This window comes from Cryobacterium sp. MDB1-18-1, assembly GCF_004402735.1.
GTDB classification, from domain to species: domain Bacteria; phylum Actinomycetota; class Actinomycetes; order Actinomycetales; family Microbacteriaceae; genus Cryobacterium; species Cryobacterium glucosi.
On record NZ_SOFR01000082.1, the window covers coordinates 59477 to 74228 of the forward strand.

Genomic DNA, 14752 nt, shown 5'->3' on the forward strand with positions numbered 1-14752 from the left:
GTCCGGGTCGCCGTGACATGTCGCCGCACGAAGGGGAATCCGTGGACCAGATTGGCTCTGAGACCGAAACCGACGGCGCTGCCGCTCCGGCCGTGACCGCAGGTGCCCCGGCTGCCGCAGCCGCGGCATCCGCCCGCATCGGGATCAGCTCGGTGCCGTTCCTCTCCTATGCAATGGCGCACTGCCGGGTTCCGGTCGTCGACGAGATCGTGATCGAGAACCTCGGCGGCGAGCAGCGCGCGGCGACCCTCGAGGTCGAGGTCACGAGCGCGGCCGGGTCGCTCGGCGCCCCCCGGGTCGTCATCGTCGACCTCGGCGCGGGGCAGAGCACCACCCTCCGCACCGTGGAGCTCGTGCTCGACCCGGCGCTCATGCTCGCCGTGGAGGAGCAGCGACCGGGCTCGATCCGCGCCACCCTGCGCGACGCCGCAGGCACCCTGCTCGCCGAGACGAGCGCGGCGGTGCAGATCCTCGCGTCCAGCCAGTGGATCGCCACTCCCCTGCACCTCGGCCTCGAACTCCTCGCCGCCCACGTGCAGCCCAACGCCGCCGCCATCGCGCCGCTGCTCGTCGAGGCGAGCGACCTGCTGCAGCAGCGCACCGGCGACTCCGCGCTCAGCGGCTACCAGTCCGAGAGCCCCGAGCGGGTCGACGCCGTGGTCGAGGCGATCTACGACGCGATGGCCGCCCGGGACATCCGCTACGCGATGCCGCCGGCGAGCTGGGGCACAACCGGGCAGAAGGTGCGCACGCCCGCCGAGGTGCTCGAGGGCCGGCTCGGCACCTGCCTCGACACCACCGTCACTCTCGCCGCCGCCCTCGAACAGGCCGGCCTCAATTCCACGCTCTGGCTGCTCGAGGGGCACATCTTCCTCGGCTACTGGCGGGTCGATTCGGCGCTCGGCGCCGTCGCCCACACGGATGTCGCCGACATCGTCAACATCGTCGACCTCGGTTCGATCGGGCTCGTTGAAACGACGGGTGTCACGGGCGGGTCTGCGTCGATGCCGTTCGCGGAGGCGCGGCGGAGCCCGCACACGCAGTACCTCGCCGCGGGACTGGAGAAGTTCCTGGGCGTGACCGACGTGCGCACCGCCCGGCAGTCACGGATCTGGCCGCTGCCGAGCCGCTCGGTCGGGCCCGACGGCGCGGTCACCGTGACGGTGTACCAGGCGGGGGCCGGTCCGGTCATCGCTCCGTATTATGCGCGGGATGGGTCGGCGGTTGCTTCGAACGCTCCCGAAGCGACCCCGGTGCCGCCGCGGGTCACCCAGTGGAAGAACGCGCTGCTCGACCTGAGCCTGCGCAACAAGCTGATCAACTACACCGACCGGTCCGGCTACCCGCTCTTCGTGCCGGGGCCGGCCGTCGCCCGCCTCGAGGACGCCATCAACGCCGGCACGCCGATCACCCTCGTGCCGGCCGACGCGGTGCCGAACGTGGATCGGGCCAGGGGCATCCGCTTCGGGAAGGACCTGCCCGAGCAGACCCGCGAACTGATGCTCGCCGACAAGAAGGGCGCGTTCGTGGATATCACGGAGGCGTCGTACACGAGCAAGCTGCGCTACCTCGCCAACAAGGCCCGCACAATCGTGGAGGAGACCGGCGCCAACAACCTCTACCTGACGTTCGGGATGCTGCACTGGCGGTTCAACGACCGCGAGCTGCGGTCGCCGCTCGTGCTGATCCCGGTGAACATGACGAGCGCGAGCCGCGGCTCCTCGTACCGGCTGACGATCGACGAGGCCGGGGCGTCCACGCCGAACTACTGCCTGCTCGAGAAGCTGCGGGCGAGCTTCGGGCTCGAGATCGCCGGGCTCGCGACCCCCGGGGAGGACGCCTCGGGCATCGACCTCGGCGCCGCGTTCACCGCGGTGCGCGAGGCGATCGCGGCGGCCGGGCTGCCGTTCCGGGTCGAGGAGACCGTGGAGCTGTCCATTCTGCAGTTCGCGAAGTTCCGGCTCTGGAAGGACCTCGACGAAAACTGGGAGGCCCTGTCGCAGAACAGTCTCGTCGCGCACCTGATCAACACGCCACTGGATGCCTATGCCGACCCGGTCGCCGCGGCCGGCGCCGGCGGGGGTGGGGCGTGGAGCCTGGCCCAGCCGGCCGAGTCTCCGGTCTCGCCCACCTCGAGCGTTCCGCCCATCGACCTCGACGCGCTCGGCGGTTCCGTCCCGGTGCCGGCGGACTCCTCCCAGCTCGAGGCCGTCGCCGAAGCCACGGCCGGCCGCACCTTCGTGCTCGAAGGCCCACCCGGAACCGGCAAGTCGCAGACCATCACCAACCTGCTCGCCCGCGCCCTCGCCGACGGCAAACGCGTGCTCTTCGTCGCCGAGAAGCGCGCCGCCCTCGACGTCGTGAAGAAACGCCTCGAGAGCGTCGGACTCGGCGACTTCTCCCTCGACCTGCACGACAAGGCCGCCCGGCCCGCCGCCGTGCGCGCCCAGATCAAGGCGGCCCTCGAGCTGCGCATCGACCCCGACCTCGCCGCCCTCGCCGCGAACCGCGAGGCCGCCGCCGCTAGCCGCGGCACCCTCGCCCGCTACGCCGACCGGCTGCACGAGGCCAACGCGGCCGGCCTGTCGCTCTACTCCGCCCGCACCCACGCCCTCGCAGCGGATGCCTCGGTCGAGCCGCTCGCCATCCCCGGCCCGCTCGTGGGCGGTTCCCCCGCCCCCGTGTTCGACGAGCTGCGGCACGTGCTGCGGCAGCTGCCCGAGGTGTCCGACCTGGCCCGGCCCAGCGCCGCGCACCCCTGGGGCTTCGTCGACGAACGGCTCGGGCGCGGCGCCGGTGCGGGATCGGCGTCGGCCGAGTCCGCCGCCGAGGCCGTGCGTGCCGCCCGCGCGGTCGGCACGGTGTCCGTTAGCACGGCGCACGCAGGTACGGCCTCCACCGGGACCTCCGACGCCGGTGCCGGTGTCGGTACTGCCGCGCCCCTGGCCGCAGGCTCATCTCCGTCGACCGCCATCGCGATCGCGCTGCGCACGGCCGCGATCCACGCCGCCGGGCGCTCCTTCGACGACGCCCTCGTTGCCGCGCAGACCGCCGGCTTCGACCTCGACACCCTGAACCGGATGCCCTCGGCCGCCCTCGCCGGGGAATGGCGCGACCTCGCCGCCGCACCCCGGCACCCCGTCAGCGCGGTCGACACCCTGCACACCCCCGAGTGGCGCGCGTTCATCGCCGGCCTCGAGAAGCACCTCGCGGCGCTGCGGGCGTCACGTCCGGACTGGCTGACCCGGGTGGCGCCGACCGTGCTCTCGCGGGACGTGCCCGGGATCCACGCGGCGGCCCTCGCCGCGGATGCCGCCGGGTTCTTCGGCCGCAAAGCCAAGCGCCGCGCGGTGCTCGCGCAGGTCGCCGATGCGCTCACCGGCGACGCGGCATCCGTGCCGGAGAAGGCCGTGCCGCTCAAGACGCTCTCGACGCTGACCGCGGCCCTCGCCGCCGCGCACGCCGAGGCGCAGGGGCTGCGCGACGCCGCGCTCACCCTGCCGGTGCCGCTCGTCGACGCGCGGTGGAACCCGTTCGTCGCGGCCGACGCCGAGGACCTCGCGACCGGCCTGGCCTGGCTCGGCTGGCTCGGCGACGCGCTCAACCGGCGCGCGCCCGCGGCCGCAGCAGAGGTACCCACCCACACCGCCGACCTGCGCGCCTACTACTCCTCGACCCCGCTCGGCGCCGGCCAGGAGCCGCTCACCGCCCTCGCCGCGGCCTGGCAGACCCTCGACACCGCCGCCGACGTGCAGCCCGCCGACCGCGCCCGCTGGGCCGGCGACCTCGGCTTCATCGCCCGCTGGTGGGCGACCCGGGCCGCGCGCACGGTCGAGTCCTCCCAGCCCGTCGTGCTCGAACGCTGGCTCGCCCTCGTGCGTCACCTCGAGCCGCTGCGGCGCCACGGGCTCACCGACGCCCGCGCCGCGCTGCTGGCCGGCAGCATCCCGGCCGAAGATGCCGCGCTCGCTTTCGACAAGGGCCTCGCCATCGCCTCGATCACCGAACGCGAGGACGCGACCACCCTCGGCGACTTCAACCTCATGGCGCACAGCAAGACGATCACCCGGTTCACGGCGAGCACCCGGGCGGTGCGCGGCGAACTCCCCCGGGCCATCCCGGCCGAGGTGCTCGGCCTGCGCCGCTTCGACACCAACCTCGCCGCGGGGCAGGTCGGCGGGCTGCGCCGCCAGCTCGACCGGCAGCGCGGCGGCATGAGCGTGCGCGCACTGCTCGAGAACTACGGCGACCTGATCACCCAGGTGATGCCGTGCACCCTGATGAGCCCGGAATCCGTCGCACGGTTCTTCCCCGCTCACGCGGCCCTGTTCGACATCGTCGTGTTCGACGAGGCCTCGCAGATCCGGGTGGCGGATGCGATCGGGGCGATGGGACGGGCGGCATCCGTGGTCGTGGTGGGCGACAGCAAGCAGATGCCGCCGACGAGCTTCGCCGAGACGAGCGCGAACATCGACGACGAGGGTGACGCCGGTTTCGACGGCGACGACGGGCTACTCGGCGCGGTCGCGGACGAGGAGTCGATCCTCACCGAGTGCGTGCAGGCGCGGGTGCCGAGCAAGTGGTTGTCCTGGCACTACCGCAGCCAGGACGAGTCACTGATCGCGTTCAGCAACCACTACTACTACGAGAGCCGGCTGTCGTCGTTCCCGGCGCCCGCGTCCAGCGCCATCGCCGACCACGGCGTCTCCCTCGTGCGCGTCGAGGGCCAGTTCGAGCGGTCCGGGCGCGGCACGGCGCTCCGCACCAACCCGGTCGAGGCCCGCGCGATCGTCGACGACATCGAGCGCCGCTTCCAGGCCTCGCCCGGGGTCTCCCCCTCGGTCGGCGTGATCACCTTCAACGCCCAGCAGCGCAACCTCATCGAGAACCTGCTCCGCGACAGCGACGACGAGCGCATCGCCCTCGCCCTGGACGAGATCGATGGCCTCTTCGTCAAGAACCTTGAGAATGTGCAGGGCGACGAGCGCGACAGCATCCTCTTCTCGATCGCATTCAGCGCCAACTATAAGGGTGTCGTGCCACTCAACTTCGGGCCGCTCTCCCGGGCGGGCGGCGAGCGCCGCCTCAACGTGGCGATCACCCGCGCGCGACGACAGGTGGTGCTCTATGCCAGCTTCGACCCGGCGGTGCTGCGCGCGCAGGACACCAGCTCAGTCGGCATCAAGCACCTCAAGGCCTACCTCGAGATGGCGGGCGCGGGCGCCGAGGCGCTGAGCACGGATGTCCGCCGCACGTCCACCGTGGACCGGCACCGCGACGACATCGCGGCCGCACTCCGCGCCGCGGGGCACGTCGTGCAGACCGACGTCGGGCTCTCCGACTTCCGGGTCGACCTCAGCCTCGCCTCGGCGACGGACCCAGGTCGGCCGCTCGTCGCCGTGCTGCTCGACGGGCCGAACTGGCGTGCGCGGCGCACGGTCTCCGACCGCGACGGCCTGCCCGTGGACGTGTTGCAGGGCATCATGCGCTGGCCGGGCGTCGAGCGGGTCTGGCTGCCCGAGTGGCTGCACCACCGCGACGAGACGGTCGCCCGGCTCGGGGCGGCGGTCGAGGCCGCGACTGAAGCTGCAGCCGCGGCCGACGTGGCCAGGGAGCTGGACCTCCCCGCGGACGTCAAGCCCGCAGCAACCATCACCGAAACGCGACGGGATGCACCCGAGGTACTCGTCGGATCCCGCACGATGTCCGCCCCGACCGTGCCGTTGGCCAACACCCGTGCGACCACGAGTTCCCTCGCGCTCGACTACGCCGAGTGGTCCCCCGGGCGTCTTGGCACGGTCGACGTGCTCGACGCCTTGCCGCGGACCGCGGCCGCAACGAAGGTGCAGGCCGCGATTCGTGCGGCGGTCACGGCCGAGGGTCCGATCCACAGCGCCCGGCTGACCAGGCTCGTCGCGGCGGCGTTCGGCCTCGACCGGGTGAACCAGGCTCGGGCGGCGTCGATCGTGCGGTGTGTGCCGGCGGACCTGCCGCTCGGCGCCGACGAGCCGTTCTACTGGCCCGAGTCGATGGACCCGACCGGTTGGCAGGGCGCCCGGCGCACCCCGCCCGACGTCACCCGATCCCTCGAGCATGTCTCACTCGCGGAGATCGCGAACGCGATGCGCCTCGCGGCCGAGGCCGCCGCCGGCATCGACGACACTGAGCTCAAGCGGGAGGCCCTCGCCTTCTTCGGCGGGCGGAGCACCCGCGGAACCGTCGGCATCCGTCTCGACGCGGCCCTGGCCCTCGCCCTGGACGCCGGTCGCCTCACCCGCACCCCCGCCGGCCTCCTCCGCCCCGGCTCCCACTAGCCGCCACGCTGGCATCCGCTCGCCCACTCGCCCACTCGACCACCCCGTGAGGTGTCGCAAATCGACCTTCCTAGTGCCCTCAAACGTCGATTTGCGACACCTCACGGCTACTGCGGGGCGGACTCGACGCGGTTGCGGCCGGCGCGTTTGGCCTCGTAAAGGGCCTTGTCGGCGCGGGCGAGCCAGTGTGCGGTGCGTTCGCCGGTGTTCCGCACGGCCAGGCCGATGCTCACGGTGCAGCGCAGGCCCGGGGCGACGTCGTCCCAGCGGAAGCCACTCACCGCATCGAGCAGGCGCTCGCAGGCCTTCGCGGCGTCGGCCGGGGTCGCGTCGCCGAACACCAGCAGGAATTCCTCGCCGCCGAGCCGTACCGCGAGGTCGCTGTCCCGGATGGCGTCCGTCAGGATCGTGCCCATCGCGGCCAGCACCCGGTCGCCCGTGGCGTGCCCGTGCGCGTCGTTCACCCGTTTGAAGTGGTCGAGGTCCACCATCGCCGCGCAGAGCGGCTGCGCGCGGTCGTGCGCCCGGCGCATCAGCGCGGGCAACTGCCGGTCGAGCGCTCGCCGGTTCGGCAACAGGGTGAGCGGGTCGGTGTGGGCCTGCTGGTCGAGCTTCTCCGCACGGATGCGCAGCACCTGTGCTTCGAGCTGCGACCGCTCCGTCTCGTGGCGGGCCTGTTCGATCTCGAGAGTGTTGATCAGCATCCGGGATTGCAGCCCCGCCGTCTGCCGAGTGAGGCGCAGGGTCAGCTCGTGCAGCTTTTCGGCGTGGTCGAGGGCGAACTTGAAGTGGCCGCGCTCCTTGTACATCTCCCCGAGCGCACGATGCAGCCGGGTGAGCCGCGCGGGATCGTCCTCGATGAAGGGATCGGCCAGCTGGGCGACCATCATCGCGGTCGCCTCGTCAATGCGTCCCTCTGCACGCAGGAGCTCGGCGAGCTGGGCGTCATTGTCGAGTTCGAGATTCCGGTAGCCGTTCGCCGCCGCGAGGCGCTTGGACAGCCCGACCTGTTCGCGCGCTTCGCCGTACCGGCGGAGCTCGATCAGGATGCTCACGAGGTTGGTGCGCGCGATCGTCTCCCAGAAGACGTGTCCCTGGCCCTGGGCGAGCGCCGCGCCCTGCTGCACATTGTCGAGTGCCTCTCGGAGGGCATCCGCCGGGTCGAGGCCCTGGGCGCTCTGGGTCTTGGCGAGCTCGAGGCAGGTGTCGCCGAGGTTGTTGAGTCCGGCGAATCTGGCCTCGGCGTCCTCGAGCAGCCGCGACAGGTCGAGCGCCTGGCGGCCCAGTTCGAGGGCGCGCTGCGCGTCGGCCATACCCACGTGCACCATCGAGGAGCGGCTGAGCGCCCAGAATTCGGCGAGCTTGCTGCCGCTCGCCCGCGCCGCGGAGAGCGCGCCGAGCACGTGGCGCAGCGCGGGTTCGTGCAGGCCGGACTCATGGAACGCGAGCGCCAGGGTGCAGTGCACCTGCGACTGCCGCAGCAGTTCGCCCGTGTCGACCAGGTATTCGAGGGCGAGCAGCCCGTGACGAACGGATGCCTCGACCTCGCCCAGCCGCAACCGGTGCAGTGCGAGCAGCTCGCGGGCCTGCGCGCACTCGGCGGGGGTGATCCCGAAGGTCGCGAGCACCTGTTCGGCCTGCGCCGCGCCGTCCAGGTGCCGGCCGTCGGCGCGCGAGAGTTCGCACGCGGCGAGGAGTGCCGCCGTCGAATACGGTGCGGGCGTCGGTGCGGGCGTCGGTGCGGTACTGCGAACGGGCGCTGCCGAAGATGCCCGCACCTCCGGTGCTGCCGCCTTCGAGTCCACCTTCAGCCCCCCGACTGTCTGTCGCTCTTTCGAACATAACAGGGCACCCGGCCCGATTCGGCCGGAAAAAAGCCCCAAAAAGGGCGAACCTATGATCCGCCCCTGTCCGTCCCCGCAGACGGATACCCAGCGCGGCCACGTAAGATCGGCGGATGACCGCAGCGACAGCATCCGTCCCCCTCGACCCCCGCATCACCCTGTTCGGCGCGGAGTGGTGCGGCGACTGCCGCCGCTCGAAGAAGGTGCTCGACGGACTCGAACTCGACTACGACTACGTCGACCTCGAGGCCGTCGCGGACGGCGCCGACCGCGCCCACGCGATCAGTGGACGTACCCGGATCCCCGTGATCGTGTTCCCCGACGCGAGCCACCTCGTCGAGCCGAGCGACGCCGACCTGCGCGCGAAACTCGCCCAGTTCTCCGTGGAGGCCTGAGCCATGCGCAGCCTCAAGGACTGGACATTTTCGATGTGCGGGATCGCCGGTTTCGTCTGCTGTGCGATCGCGCTCGGGGTTCTCTACTTCAACGCCGTGAACCACAACGCCTTCGTGAGCGTGGCGGTTCCGGTGGCGATCGTCGCCCTCGCCGCCGGCGGAATCGCCACCGCCAGGGCCCGCTGGCTCTGGACCAGCGGCCGAGGCAACCAGCGCCGCTGACGCCCGCCGGACCGGCGACAGCCACACCACCCACTCCACACTGACGCCCGGCGCCACCCGACCCGGCGTCACCCGCTCGGGGCCGTTTCCCCATCGCCGCTGCCGCGCTACGATGCCACGGAGACGGGGAGGCATCATGAGTGACACTGGCCAGGACAAGCGCATCGAACGCTTCGGGAGTGACGAGGACATTGCGAACGCCGAGGCGGCGAAGCGGCAGGACGCGAAGGATGCGCGGGTGCGACTGCTGCGCAGCAAGGCGGCCGTCGCCCGGTCGGAGGCCGATGCGATCGAGGCCATGCACCTCGACCCGGACACCCTCGAGGACCTCCTTGAGAGCTCCAGCCCGCTCGAGGCGCGCCGGTTGGAGAAGTCGGAGCACGCGATCAGCCAGCGGGTGACCAAGGCGAAGGCCGCGGCCGAGGCAGCCGAGTACGAATACGAGCAGGCCGTGCTCGAGCAGTACGACGACAGCAAGGGCTGACGCCGCACCGCAGGAGCCGGCCGTCATACGGTGTCGAGCAGCCCCTCGGCCTCGGCGACTATGCCCGCCGTCTTCAGGAAGCTGTCCGGATTGAGCGAGATCGAATCGATGCCCTCGCGCACCAGGAAGGCCGCGAAGTCCGGGTAGTTGCTCGGCGCCTGCCCGCAGATGCCGATCTTGATCCCGGCGGCGTGAGCCTTGCGAATGGCCTCGCTGATCATCCGCTTGACCGCTTCGTCACGTTCGTCGAAGAGGCCGGCGAGTTCGCCGGCGTCCCTGTCGACGCCGAGCACGAGCTGGGTGAGGTCGTTCGACCCGATCGAGAAGCCGTCGAACCGGGTCGCGAACTCCTCGGCGAGGATCACGTTCGCGGGGATCTCGCACATCATGTACACCTGCAGGCCGTTCTCGCCGCGGGTCAGCCCGTTCGCGGCCATCACCGCGAGCACCTTGTCGGCCTCGGCCACGGTGCGGCAGAACGGCACCATCACGATCACGTCGGTGAAGCCGATCTCCTCGCGCACCCGCTTGATCGCCCGGCATTCGAGCGCGAACCCCTCACGGTAGCGGTCGTCGTAGTAGCGGGAGGCGCCGCGGAAGCCGATCATCGGGTTCTCCTCGGTGTGCTCGAACGCTCCGCCACCGAGCAGGTGCGCGTACTCATTGGTCTTGAAGTCGCTCATCCGCACGATCACCGGGTCGGGGTAGTACGGCGCGGTGAGCTTCGCGATGCCGAGCGCGAGGGTCTGCACGAAGTACTCCTGCGGGTCGGCGAAGCCGCGGGTGCGTTCGTGGATGCGCCGGAGCGCGGCCCGGTCGGTGACCCGCTCCGGGTGCACGAGCGCCATCGGGTGGATGGTGATCAGGTTGTTGATGATGAACTCCATCCGGGCCAGGCCGACGCCCGCGGCCGGCAACCGCCACCATTCGAACGCGGCGGCGGGGCTCGCGATGTTCACCATCAGCTTCGTGCGCGTCGTCGGCACGGTGCCGAGGTCCACCTCCTCGGTCTCGAAGTCGAGGGTGCCTGCGTAGACGAAGCCCTCGTCGCCCTCTGCACAGGAGAGCGTGATCTCGGCGCCGTTGTGGATCAGGTCGGTTCCGGTGCCGGTGCCGACGACCGCTGGCACGCCGAGCTCCCTGCTGACGATCGCGGCATGACTGGTCGGCCCGCCGTGGTCGGTCACGATGCCCGATGCCCGGGTCATGATCGGAACCCAGTCGGGGTCGGTCATCTCGGTGACGAGGATCGCGCCGTCGATGAAGTTGTCGATGTCGGCCGGGTCGCGGATCACGCACGCGGTTCCGGTCGCGATGCTGTCACCGATCGCGACGCCGGAGACGATGAGGGGCCCGCTCTCGAGTAACCTGCTCACGGTGAAGACGGTGCCGCTCGCCTGCGATTGCACCGTCTCCGGCCGCGCCTGCACCATGTACAGCTCCTGGGTGACGCCGTCCCTGGCCCACTCCATGTCCATCGGCCGGCCGTAGTGGTCTTCGACGATCACGGCCCAGCGGGCGAGCTGCACGATCTCGGTGTCGCTCAGCACGAACGCGTTCCGCTCCCGCAGCGGAGTGTCGATCACCCGGGTACGGGCGCTGCCGCCGGCGGCGTAGACCATCTTGGTCGCCTTGGCGCCGAGGGTCTTCTCGATGATCGGGGTCAGCCCGGGGTCGGCGAGCAGCGCCTTGAACACGAGGTACTTGTCGGGGTCGACGGCGCCCTGCACCACGGTCTCGCCGAGTCCCCAGGCCGCGCTGATCACGGCGGCACCCGGGAACCCGGTGTCGGTGTCGATCGAGAACATCACCCCGGACCCGCCCAGGTCGGAGCGGATCATCCGCTGCACCCCGATCGAGAGTGCCACGTCGAGGTGGTCGAAGCCCTTGACTTCGCGGTAGCTGATCGCCCGGTCGGTGAACAGGCTCGCATAACAGCGGCGGCAGGCGGCGAGCAGGTCCCGCTCCCCCGTCACGTTCAGGAAGGTCTCCTGCTGCCCGGCGAAGCTCGCGTCCGGCAGGTCTTCCGCGGTCGCGCTGCTCCGCACCGCCACGGCGAGGTTCTGCTGCCCGGAGCGGGCAGACAGTTCCCGGTAGGCCGAGCGGATGCCCGCGGCCGTGTCCTCGGGGAATTCCCCGTTCAGGAACAACTCGCGCAGGCTCTCGCCCGTGACCCGCAGAGTCGCCTCGCCGGAGTGGTAGCTGTCGAGGGCCTGGCGCAGGGCCGACTCGATCCCGTTCTCCGTGATGAACGCGCGGTAGGCATCCGCCGTCGTCGCGAAACCGTCGGGCACCCGCACCCCCTGGCCGGCGAGCGAGCCGACCATTTCGCCGAGGGATGCGTTCTTCCCGCCGACCTGGGGGATGTCGGCGAGGCCGATCTCTTCGAACCAGACCACATGACGCTCTGACATGACAACTCCTGACGCGACCTCGAAAGCCGCGACCCGGCGTCTCGTGGCGCCGACGGCATCCGCTCTCGGCAACCTACTGCTAGGTCAGGGCAGCGGCTAGTGCCCCAGGTGTCGAGGGCGCAGGGGTGCGCCGGCGCCGGGTGTTCCTCGCGAATTCACCCGGACAGCACTCCCCGGTCCAGGGCCGACGGATTCTGGCCCTAGTCTGGGGGTTAGACAGATTCGATTCGTTGGATTCCAGCTACTGAGGGCACCTGTTCCAGGTGCGGTACCCGTCTGCCCCGGTGGCTGGAGAGGTGCATTCCCGGCACACTTCCGCCAGCGAGCGTAACCCGGATGGAGCTCCGGGGACCGCCGCGTGCGACGGCCCTGCCCCGGCTCCGCAGTCGCGGACCCGGGCTGACGGGAACAAAGGGAATCACCATGACCGCATTCGACCAGACACCCACCGAAACCAGTACCACCACGCCGGCCCGAAAGTGGCTGCCCGTCCTCCTGGTCGCGATCGCCCTCGCGGCGGTCGGCACGGTCGGCGCCACCACCACCGGGGCCAGCTCCGCCTCCGCCGCCGTCCCGGTCGGCTCCGTGCGCGCGCCCGTCTCGCTCGGCCTCGCCGGCACCTTCGCGATCCTCTCCAAGACGGGCGTGACGGATGTCTACGCCTCGGCAATCACGGGAAGCGTCGGGGCGAGCCCCATCACCGGTGCCGCCATCCACCTGAGCTGCCCCGAGGTGACCGGCCTGATCTACTCCGTGGATGCCGCGGGCCCCGCCTGCGAGATCACCGCCCCGAGCCTGCTCACGACCGCCGTCGGCGACATGGGCACCGCGTACACCGATGCCGCCGGTCGCACCCTGCCGGATGCGATCGACCTCGGCGCCGGCGAGATCGGAGGCCTCACCCTGGCTCCCGGGCTCTACAAGTGGAACACCGGCGTGACGATTACGAGTGACGTCACCCTCAACGGCGGCCCCACTGACGTGTTCATCTTCCAGATCTCGGGCAACATCACCCAGGCATCCGCCACCCGGGTCACCCTCACCGGCGGCGCGCTCGCGAAGAACGTCTTCTGGCAGGCCGCCGGGTCCGTCGCGGTCGGCACGACCGCGCACTTCGAGGGCACCGTCCTCGGCAAGTCCCTCGTCGCCCTGAAGACCGGCGCGACGGTCGACGGTCGCCTGCTGTCGCAGACCGCGGTCACCCTGCAGAAGAACACGGTCACCGAGCCCGCCCTGTAGATCGGACGCTGCGGCATCCGCCGCGGTGAGCCTACGGGTCTGCACACCGAGAAAGGCCCGTACAACAGGAAAGGCCCGGAGCGGCGATTTCGCCGTTCCGGGCCTTTCTGGCGTGCCGGCGTGCGGTGCCGGCGCTTGTTCATGCAGTTGTTACATGCGCTTGAAGATCGCGACGGGGATCGACTGGTGCACGATCTGGGTGACGGTCGCGCCGCCGCCGGCCGTGGCCTCACCGGCGATCGTCATCGCGAAGTCGAGGGTCAGGCCGTAGGTGTCCGGCGTCAGCACGCCGATCGAGTTGGACTCGAGCTGGAAGCCGCCCTTCGGCGAGGTGACGAGCAGCCCGCCGGGGCCCGTGAGTGCCTCGGGGTCGAGCGTTGCGGCGATCGGGTTCACGTTGAGCACGAACGGCGTCGTGCTCGCGCCACTCGCCGTGGTCGTCGTTGCGGTGACCGTGACGTTGGACATGTAGACGTGGCGCTTGGTACCGAAAGCGGCCTCAGGCGCCTGCGAGCGATCGAAGACGCTGATCACGAACGAGAAACGCTTGTCGCTGTCCGTGTACCACTCGTGGGTCTTCTGTTCCGTCCACATGTCGAGCTGGAGCTCGAGCTGGGGCGCGAGCTGGATCGTCGGGTGGATCGAGCCCATGTCGGTGAAGACAGAGTTGAAGACGAGCGGAGTAGCGGTGGCCGTCGGCGCGGCGGAGGCCGAGACCTGGCTGGCCTGGTCGATCGGCGCGAAGCCGACGAGGGCGGCGACGCTTGTGCATGAGGTGAGGGTAAGGGACAGAACGGCGACACCGGTGACGGCAGCAATTCGGGTAAACCAGTGGGACATGGTGGAACTTTCGGGTCGGGTAGCCGTCTGCATTAATATGCTGAACACATAGTGGCATACGCGGGGGGCCCGTGTCCCCTTTTTAGGGGACTTATTCTCGGCGGGTATCGGACCATGTCCCCCGGCATGCCACCCATTCAGGGGACCGAAGCCGGCGTCGATGCCACTAATCTGGGTCTATGGCCGACGCCCCCACGCTTCCCGACCCGTTGCCGCTGGAGTTCCAGCGCCCGCCGCGGTGGCCGACGCCGACCCTCGACTGGATTGCGGGCAACCAGGGCTGGGAGCCCCCTGCCGGATGGACGCCGGTTCCGGAGTGCTCCCCCGCGCCTCCCGGCTGGGTGTTCTGGACCCGCTCGGAGGAAGGCTGGACGCGCTTCGCGGAGGAGAACCTCGCCCCGGCGAAACGGTCCCTCTGGATCGGCGTCGGAGTCTTCGTCGCCGGCCTGCTCCTGACCGTGCTCGGTCTTGCGGTCACCCACAACCCCCTCTTCCTTGTATTCGTCGCGGCGATCGTCGCCGGCCCGATCCTGACGATCCGCGCGGGCTCCCGGCTGAAGGAGATCGACGACGGCCTGCTGGACCGGGTTCGCGCCCTCGCTCCGCAGTACAAGTACACCCTGCAGCGCCTGGCCTACAACAAGTACCTCCGTTCGTTCGGCCCGCTGTCATGACCCCGGAGATCGCCGCCGAGGTCCTCAACGTGCCTGCGGGTGCGAGCCGCGCCGAAATCGACAAGCAGTTCCGCAAGCAGGCGCGGACGCACCACCCCGACCTCCTCGCCGGTGCCTCCGCGGAGACGATCGCGGCCGCGACCACCGAATTCGTGCGGATGTCCGCCGCACGCGACGTGCTCTACGGCGAGCTCGACCGGGTGGCGAGCAAGCGCACGGATGCCGCACCGCCGACACGCGCACCCGCTGCGGCCCGGCGGGCCGCGGCACCGGATCCCGCGAGCACCGCGGCTCCGTCCGGCCCGGCCACCGCGTCCGCGGGCCCG

At 70.8% G+C, this 14752-nt stretch carries 10 protein-coding genes; 7 read left to right on the plus strand and 3 right to left on the minus strand.

Annotated elements, in window-relative coordinates; all coding sequences use genetic code 11:
* The first annotated feature begins 41 nt into the window (after window positions 1-41).
* Complete coding sequence (locus E3O50_RS18560) at window positions 42-6314, plus strand: DUF3320 domain-containing protein (RefSeq protein ID WP_166790602.1); 6273 nt, start codon at window positions 42-44, stop codon at window positions 6312-6314.
* Between the two features lie 107 nt (window positions 6315-6421).
* Here E3O50_RS18560 and E3O50_RS18565 read toward each other — a convergent pair whose 3' ends face one another.
* On the minus strand, window positions 6422-8119 hold the full coding sequence (locus E3O50_RS18565) for a GGDEF domain-containing protein (protein ID WP_166790603.1): 1698 nt from the start codon (window positions 8117-8119) through the stop codon (window positions 6422-6424).
* 152 nt (window positions 8120-8271) lie between these two features.
* On the opposite strand from E3O50_RS18565, the gene E3O50_RS18570 reads away from it, so the two are divergent.
* The 3 genes from E3O50_RS18570 to E3O50_RS18580 all read left to right on the plus strand — a co-directional run bounded on the left by E3O50_RS18570 (window position 8272) and on the right by E3O50_RS18580 (window position 9259).
* Window positions 8272-8553 carry a glutaredoxin domain-containing protein gene (locus E3O50_RS18570; RefSeq protein ID WP_134449644.1) on the plus strand — a complete coding sequence of 94 codons (282 nt, stop codon included), beginning with the start codon at window positions 8272-8274 and terminating at the stop codon, window positions 8551-8553.
* A gap of 3 nt (window positions 8554-8556) precedes the next feature.
* Complete coding sequence (locus tag E3O50_RS18575) at window positions 8557-8775, plus strand: hypothetical protein (protein ID WP_134449645.1); 219 nt, start codon at window positions 8557-8559, stop codon at window positions 8773-8775.
* A gap of 136 nt (window positions 8776-8911) precedes the next feature.
* Window positions 8912-9259 carry a hypothetical protein gene (locus E3O50_RS18580; protein ID WP_134449646.1) on the plus strand — a complete coding sequence of 116 codons (348 nt, stop codon included), beginning with the start codon at window positions 8912-8914 and terminating at the stop codon, window positions 9257-9259.
* Window positions 9260-9282: 23 nt separating this feature from the next.
* Here the strand turns inward: E3O50_RS18580 and ppsA are convergent, their stop codons facing one another.
* The gene (ppsA, locus tag E3O50_RS18585) at window positions 9283-11673 is read right to left on the minus strand and encodes a phosphoenolpyruvate synthase (protein ID WP_134449647.1); all 2391 of its coding nucleotides are present in this window, start codon (window positions 11671-11673) and stop codon (window positions 9283-9285) included.
* Window positions 11674-12096: 423 nt separating this feature from the next.
* Between ppsA and E3O50_RS18590 the strand changes: the two genes are divergently transcribed.
* Window positions 12097-12912, plus strand: coding sequence for an ice-binding family protein (locus E3O50_RS18590; RefSeq protein WP_134558392.1), 816 nt, complete (start codon window positions 12097-12099; stop codon window positions 12910-12912).
* Between the two features lie 150 nt (window positions 12913-13062).
* Here E3O50_RS18590 and E3O50_RS18595 read toward each other — a convergent pair whose 3' ends face one another.
* Window positions 13063-13752 (minus strand): hypothetical protein, encoded by a 690-nt coding sequence (locus E3O50_RS18595; protein ID WP_134449649.1) that lies wholly within the window; start codon window positions 13750-13752, stop codon window positions 13063-13065.
* A gap of 179 nt (window positions 13753-13931) precedes the next feature.
* Between E3O50_RS18595 and E3O50_RS19280 the strand changes: the two genes are divergently transcribed.
* Together E3O50_RS19280 and E3O50_RS19285 are read left to right on the plus strand one after the other, a co-directional pair.
* A complete protein-coding gene (locus E3O50_RS19280) occupies window positions 13932-14426 on the plus strand; it encodes a hypothetical protein (RefSeq protein WP_166787389.1) in 495 nt (164 codons plus the stop codon).
* The coding region (locus tag E3O50_RS19285; protein ID WP_166790993.1) for a J domain-containing protein at window positions 14423-14752 on the plus strand (330 nt) is incomplete at its 3' end. The genes E3O50_RS19280 and E3O50_RS19285, both read left to right, overlap by 4 nt.

What these genes read in the sequence shown, in the direction of transcription:
- E3O50_RS18595 (WP_134449649.1), bottom strand. Translation starts at nt 13,752, where the DNA reads ATGTCCCACTGGTTTACCCGAATTGCTGCCGTCACCGGTGTCGCCGTT.
- E3O50_RS18575 (WP_134449645.1), top strand. Translation starts at nt 8,557, where the DNA reads ATGCGCAGCCTCAAGGACTGGACATTTTCGATGTGCGGGATCGCCGGT.
- E3O50_RS18580 (WP_134449646.1), top strand. Translation starts at nt 8,912, where the DNA reads ATGAGTGACACTGGCCAGGACAAGCGCATCGAACGCTTCGGGAGTGAC.
- E3O50_RS18570 (WP_134449644.1), top strand. Translation starts at nt 8,272, where the DNA reads ATGACCGCAGCGACAGCATCCGTCCCCCTCGACCCCCGCATCACCCTG.
- ppsA (WP_134449647.1), bottom strand. Translation starts at nt 11,673, where the DNA reads ATGTCAGAGCGTCATGTGGTCTGGTTCGAAGAGATCGGCCTCGCCGAC.
- E3O50_RS19280 (WP_166787389.1), top strand. Translation starts at nt 13,932, where the DNA reads ATGGCCGACGCCCCCACGCTTCCCGACCCGTTGCCGCTGGAGTTCCAG.
- E3O50_RS18590 (WP_134558392.1), top strand. Translation starts at nt 12,097, where the DNA reads ATGACCGCATTCGACCAGACACCCACCGAAACCAGTACCACCACGCCG.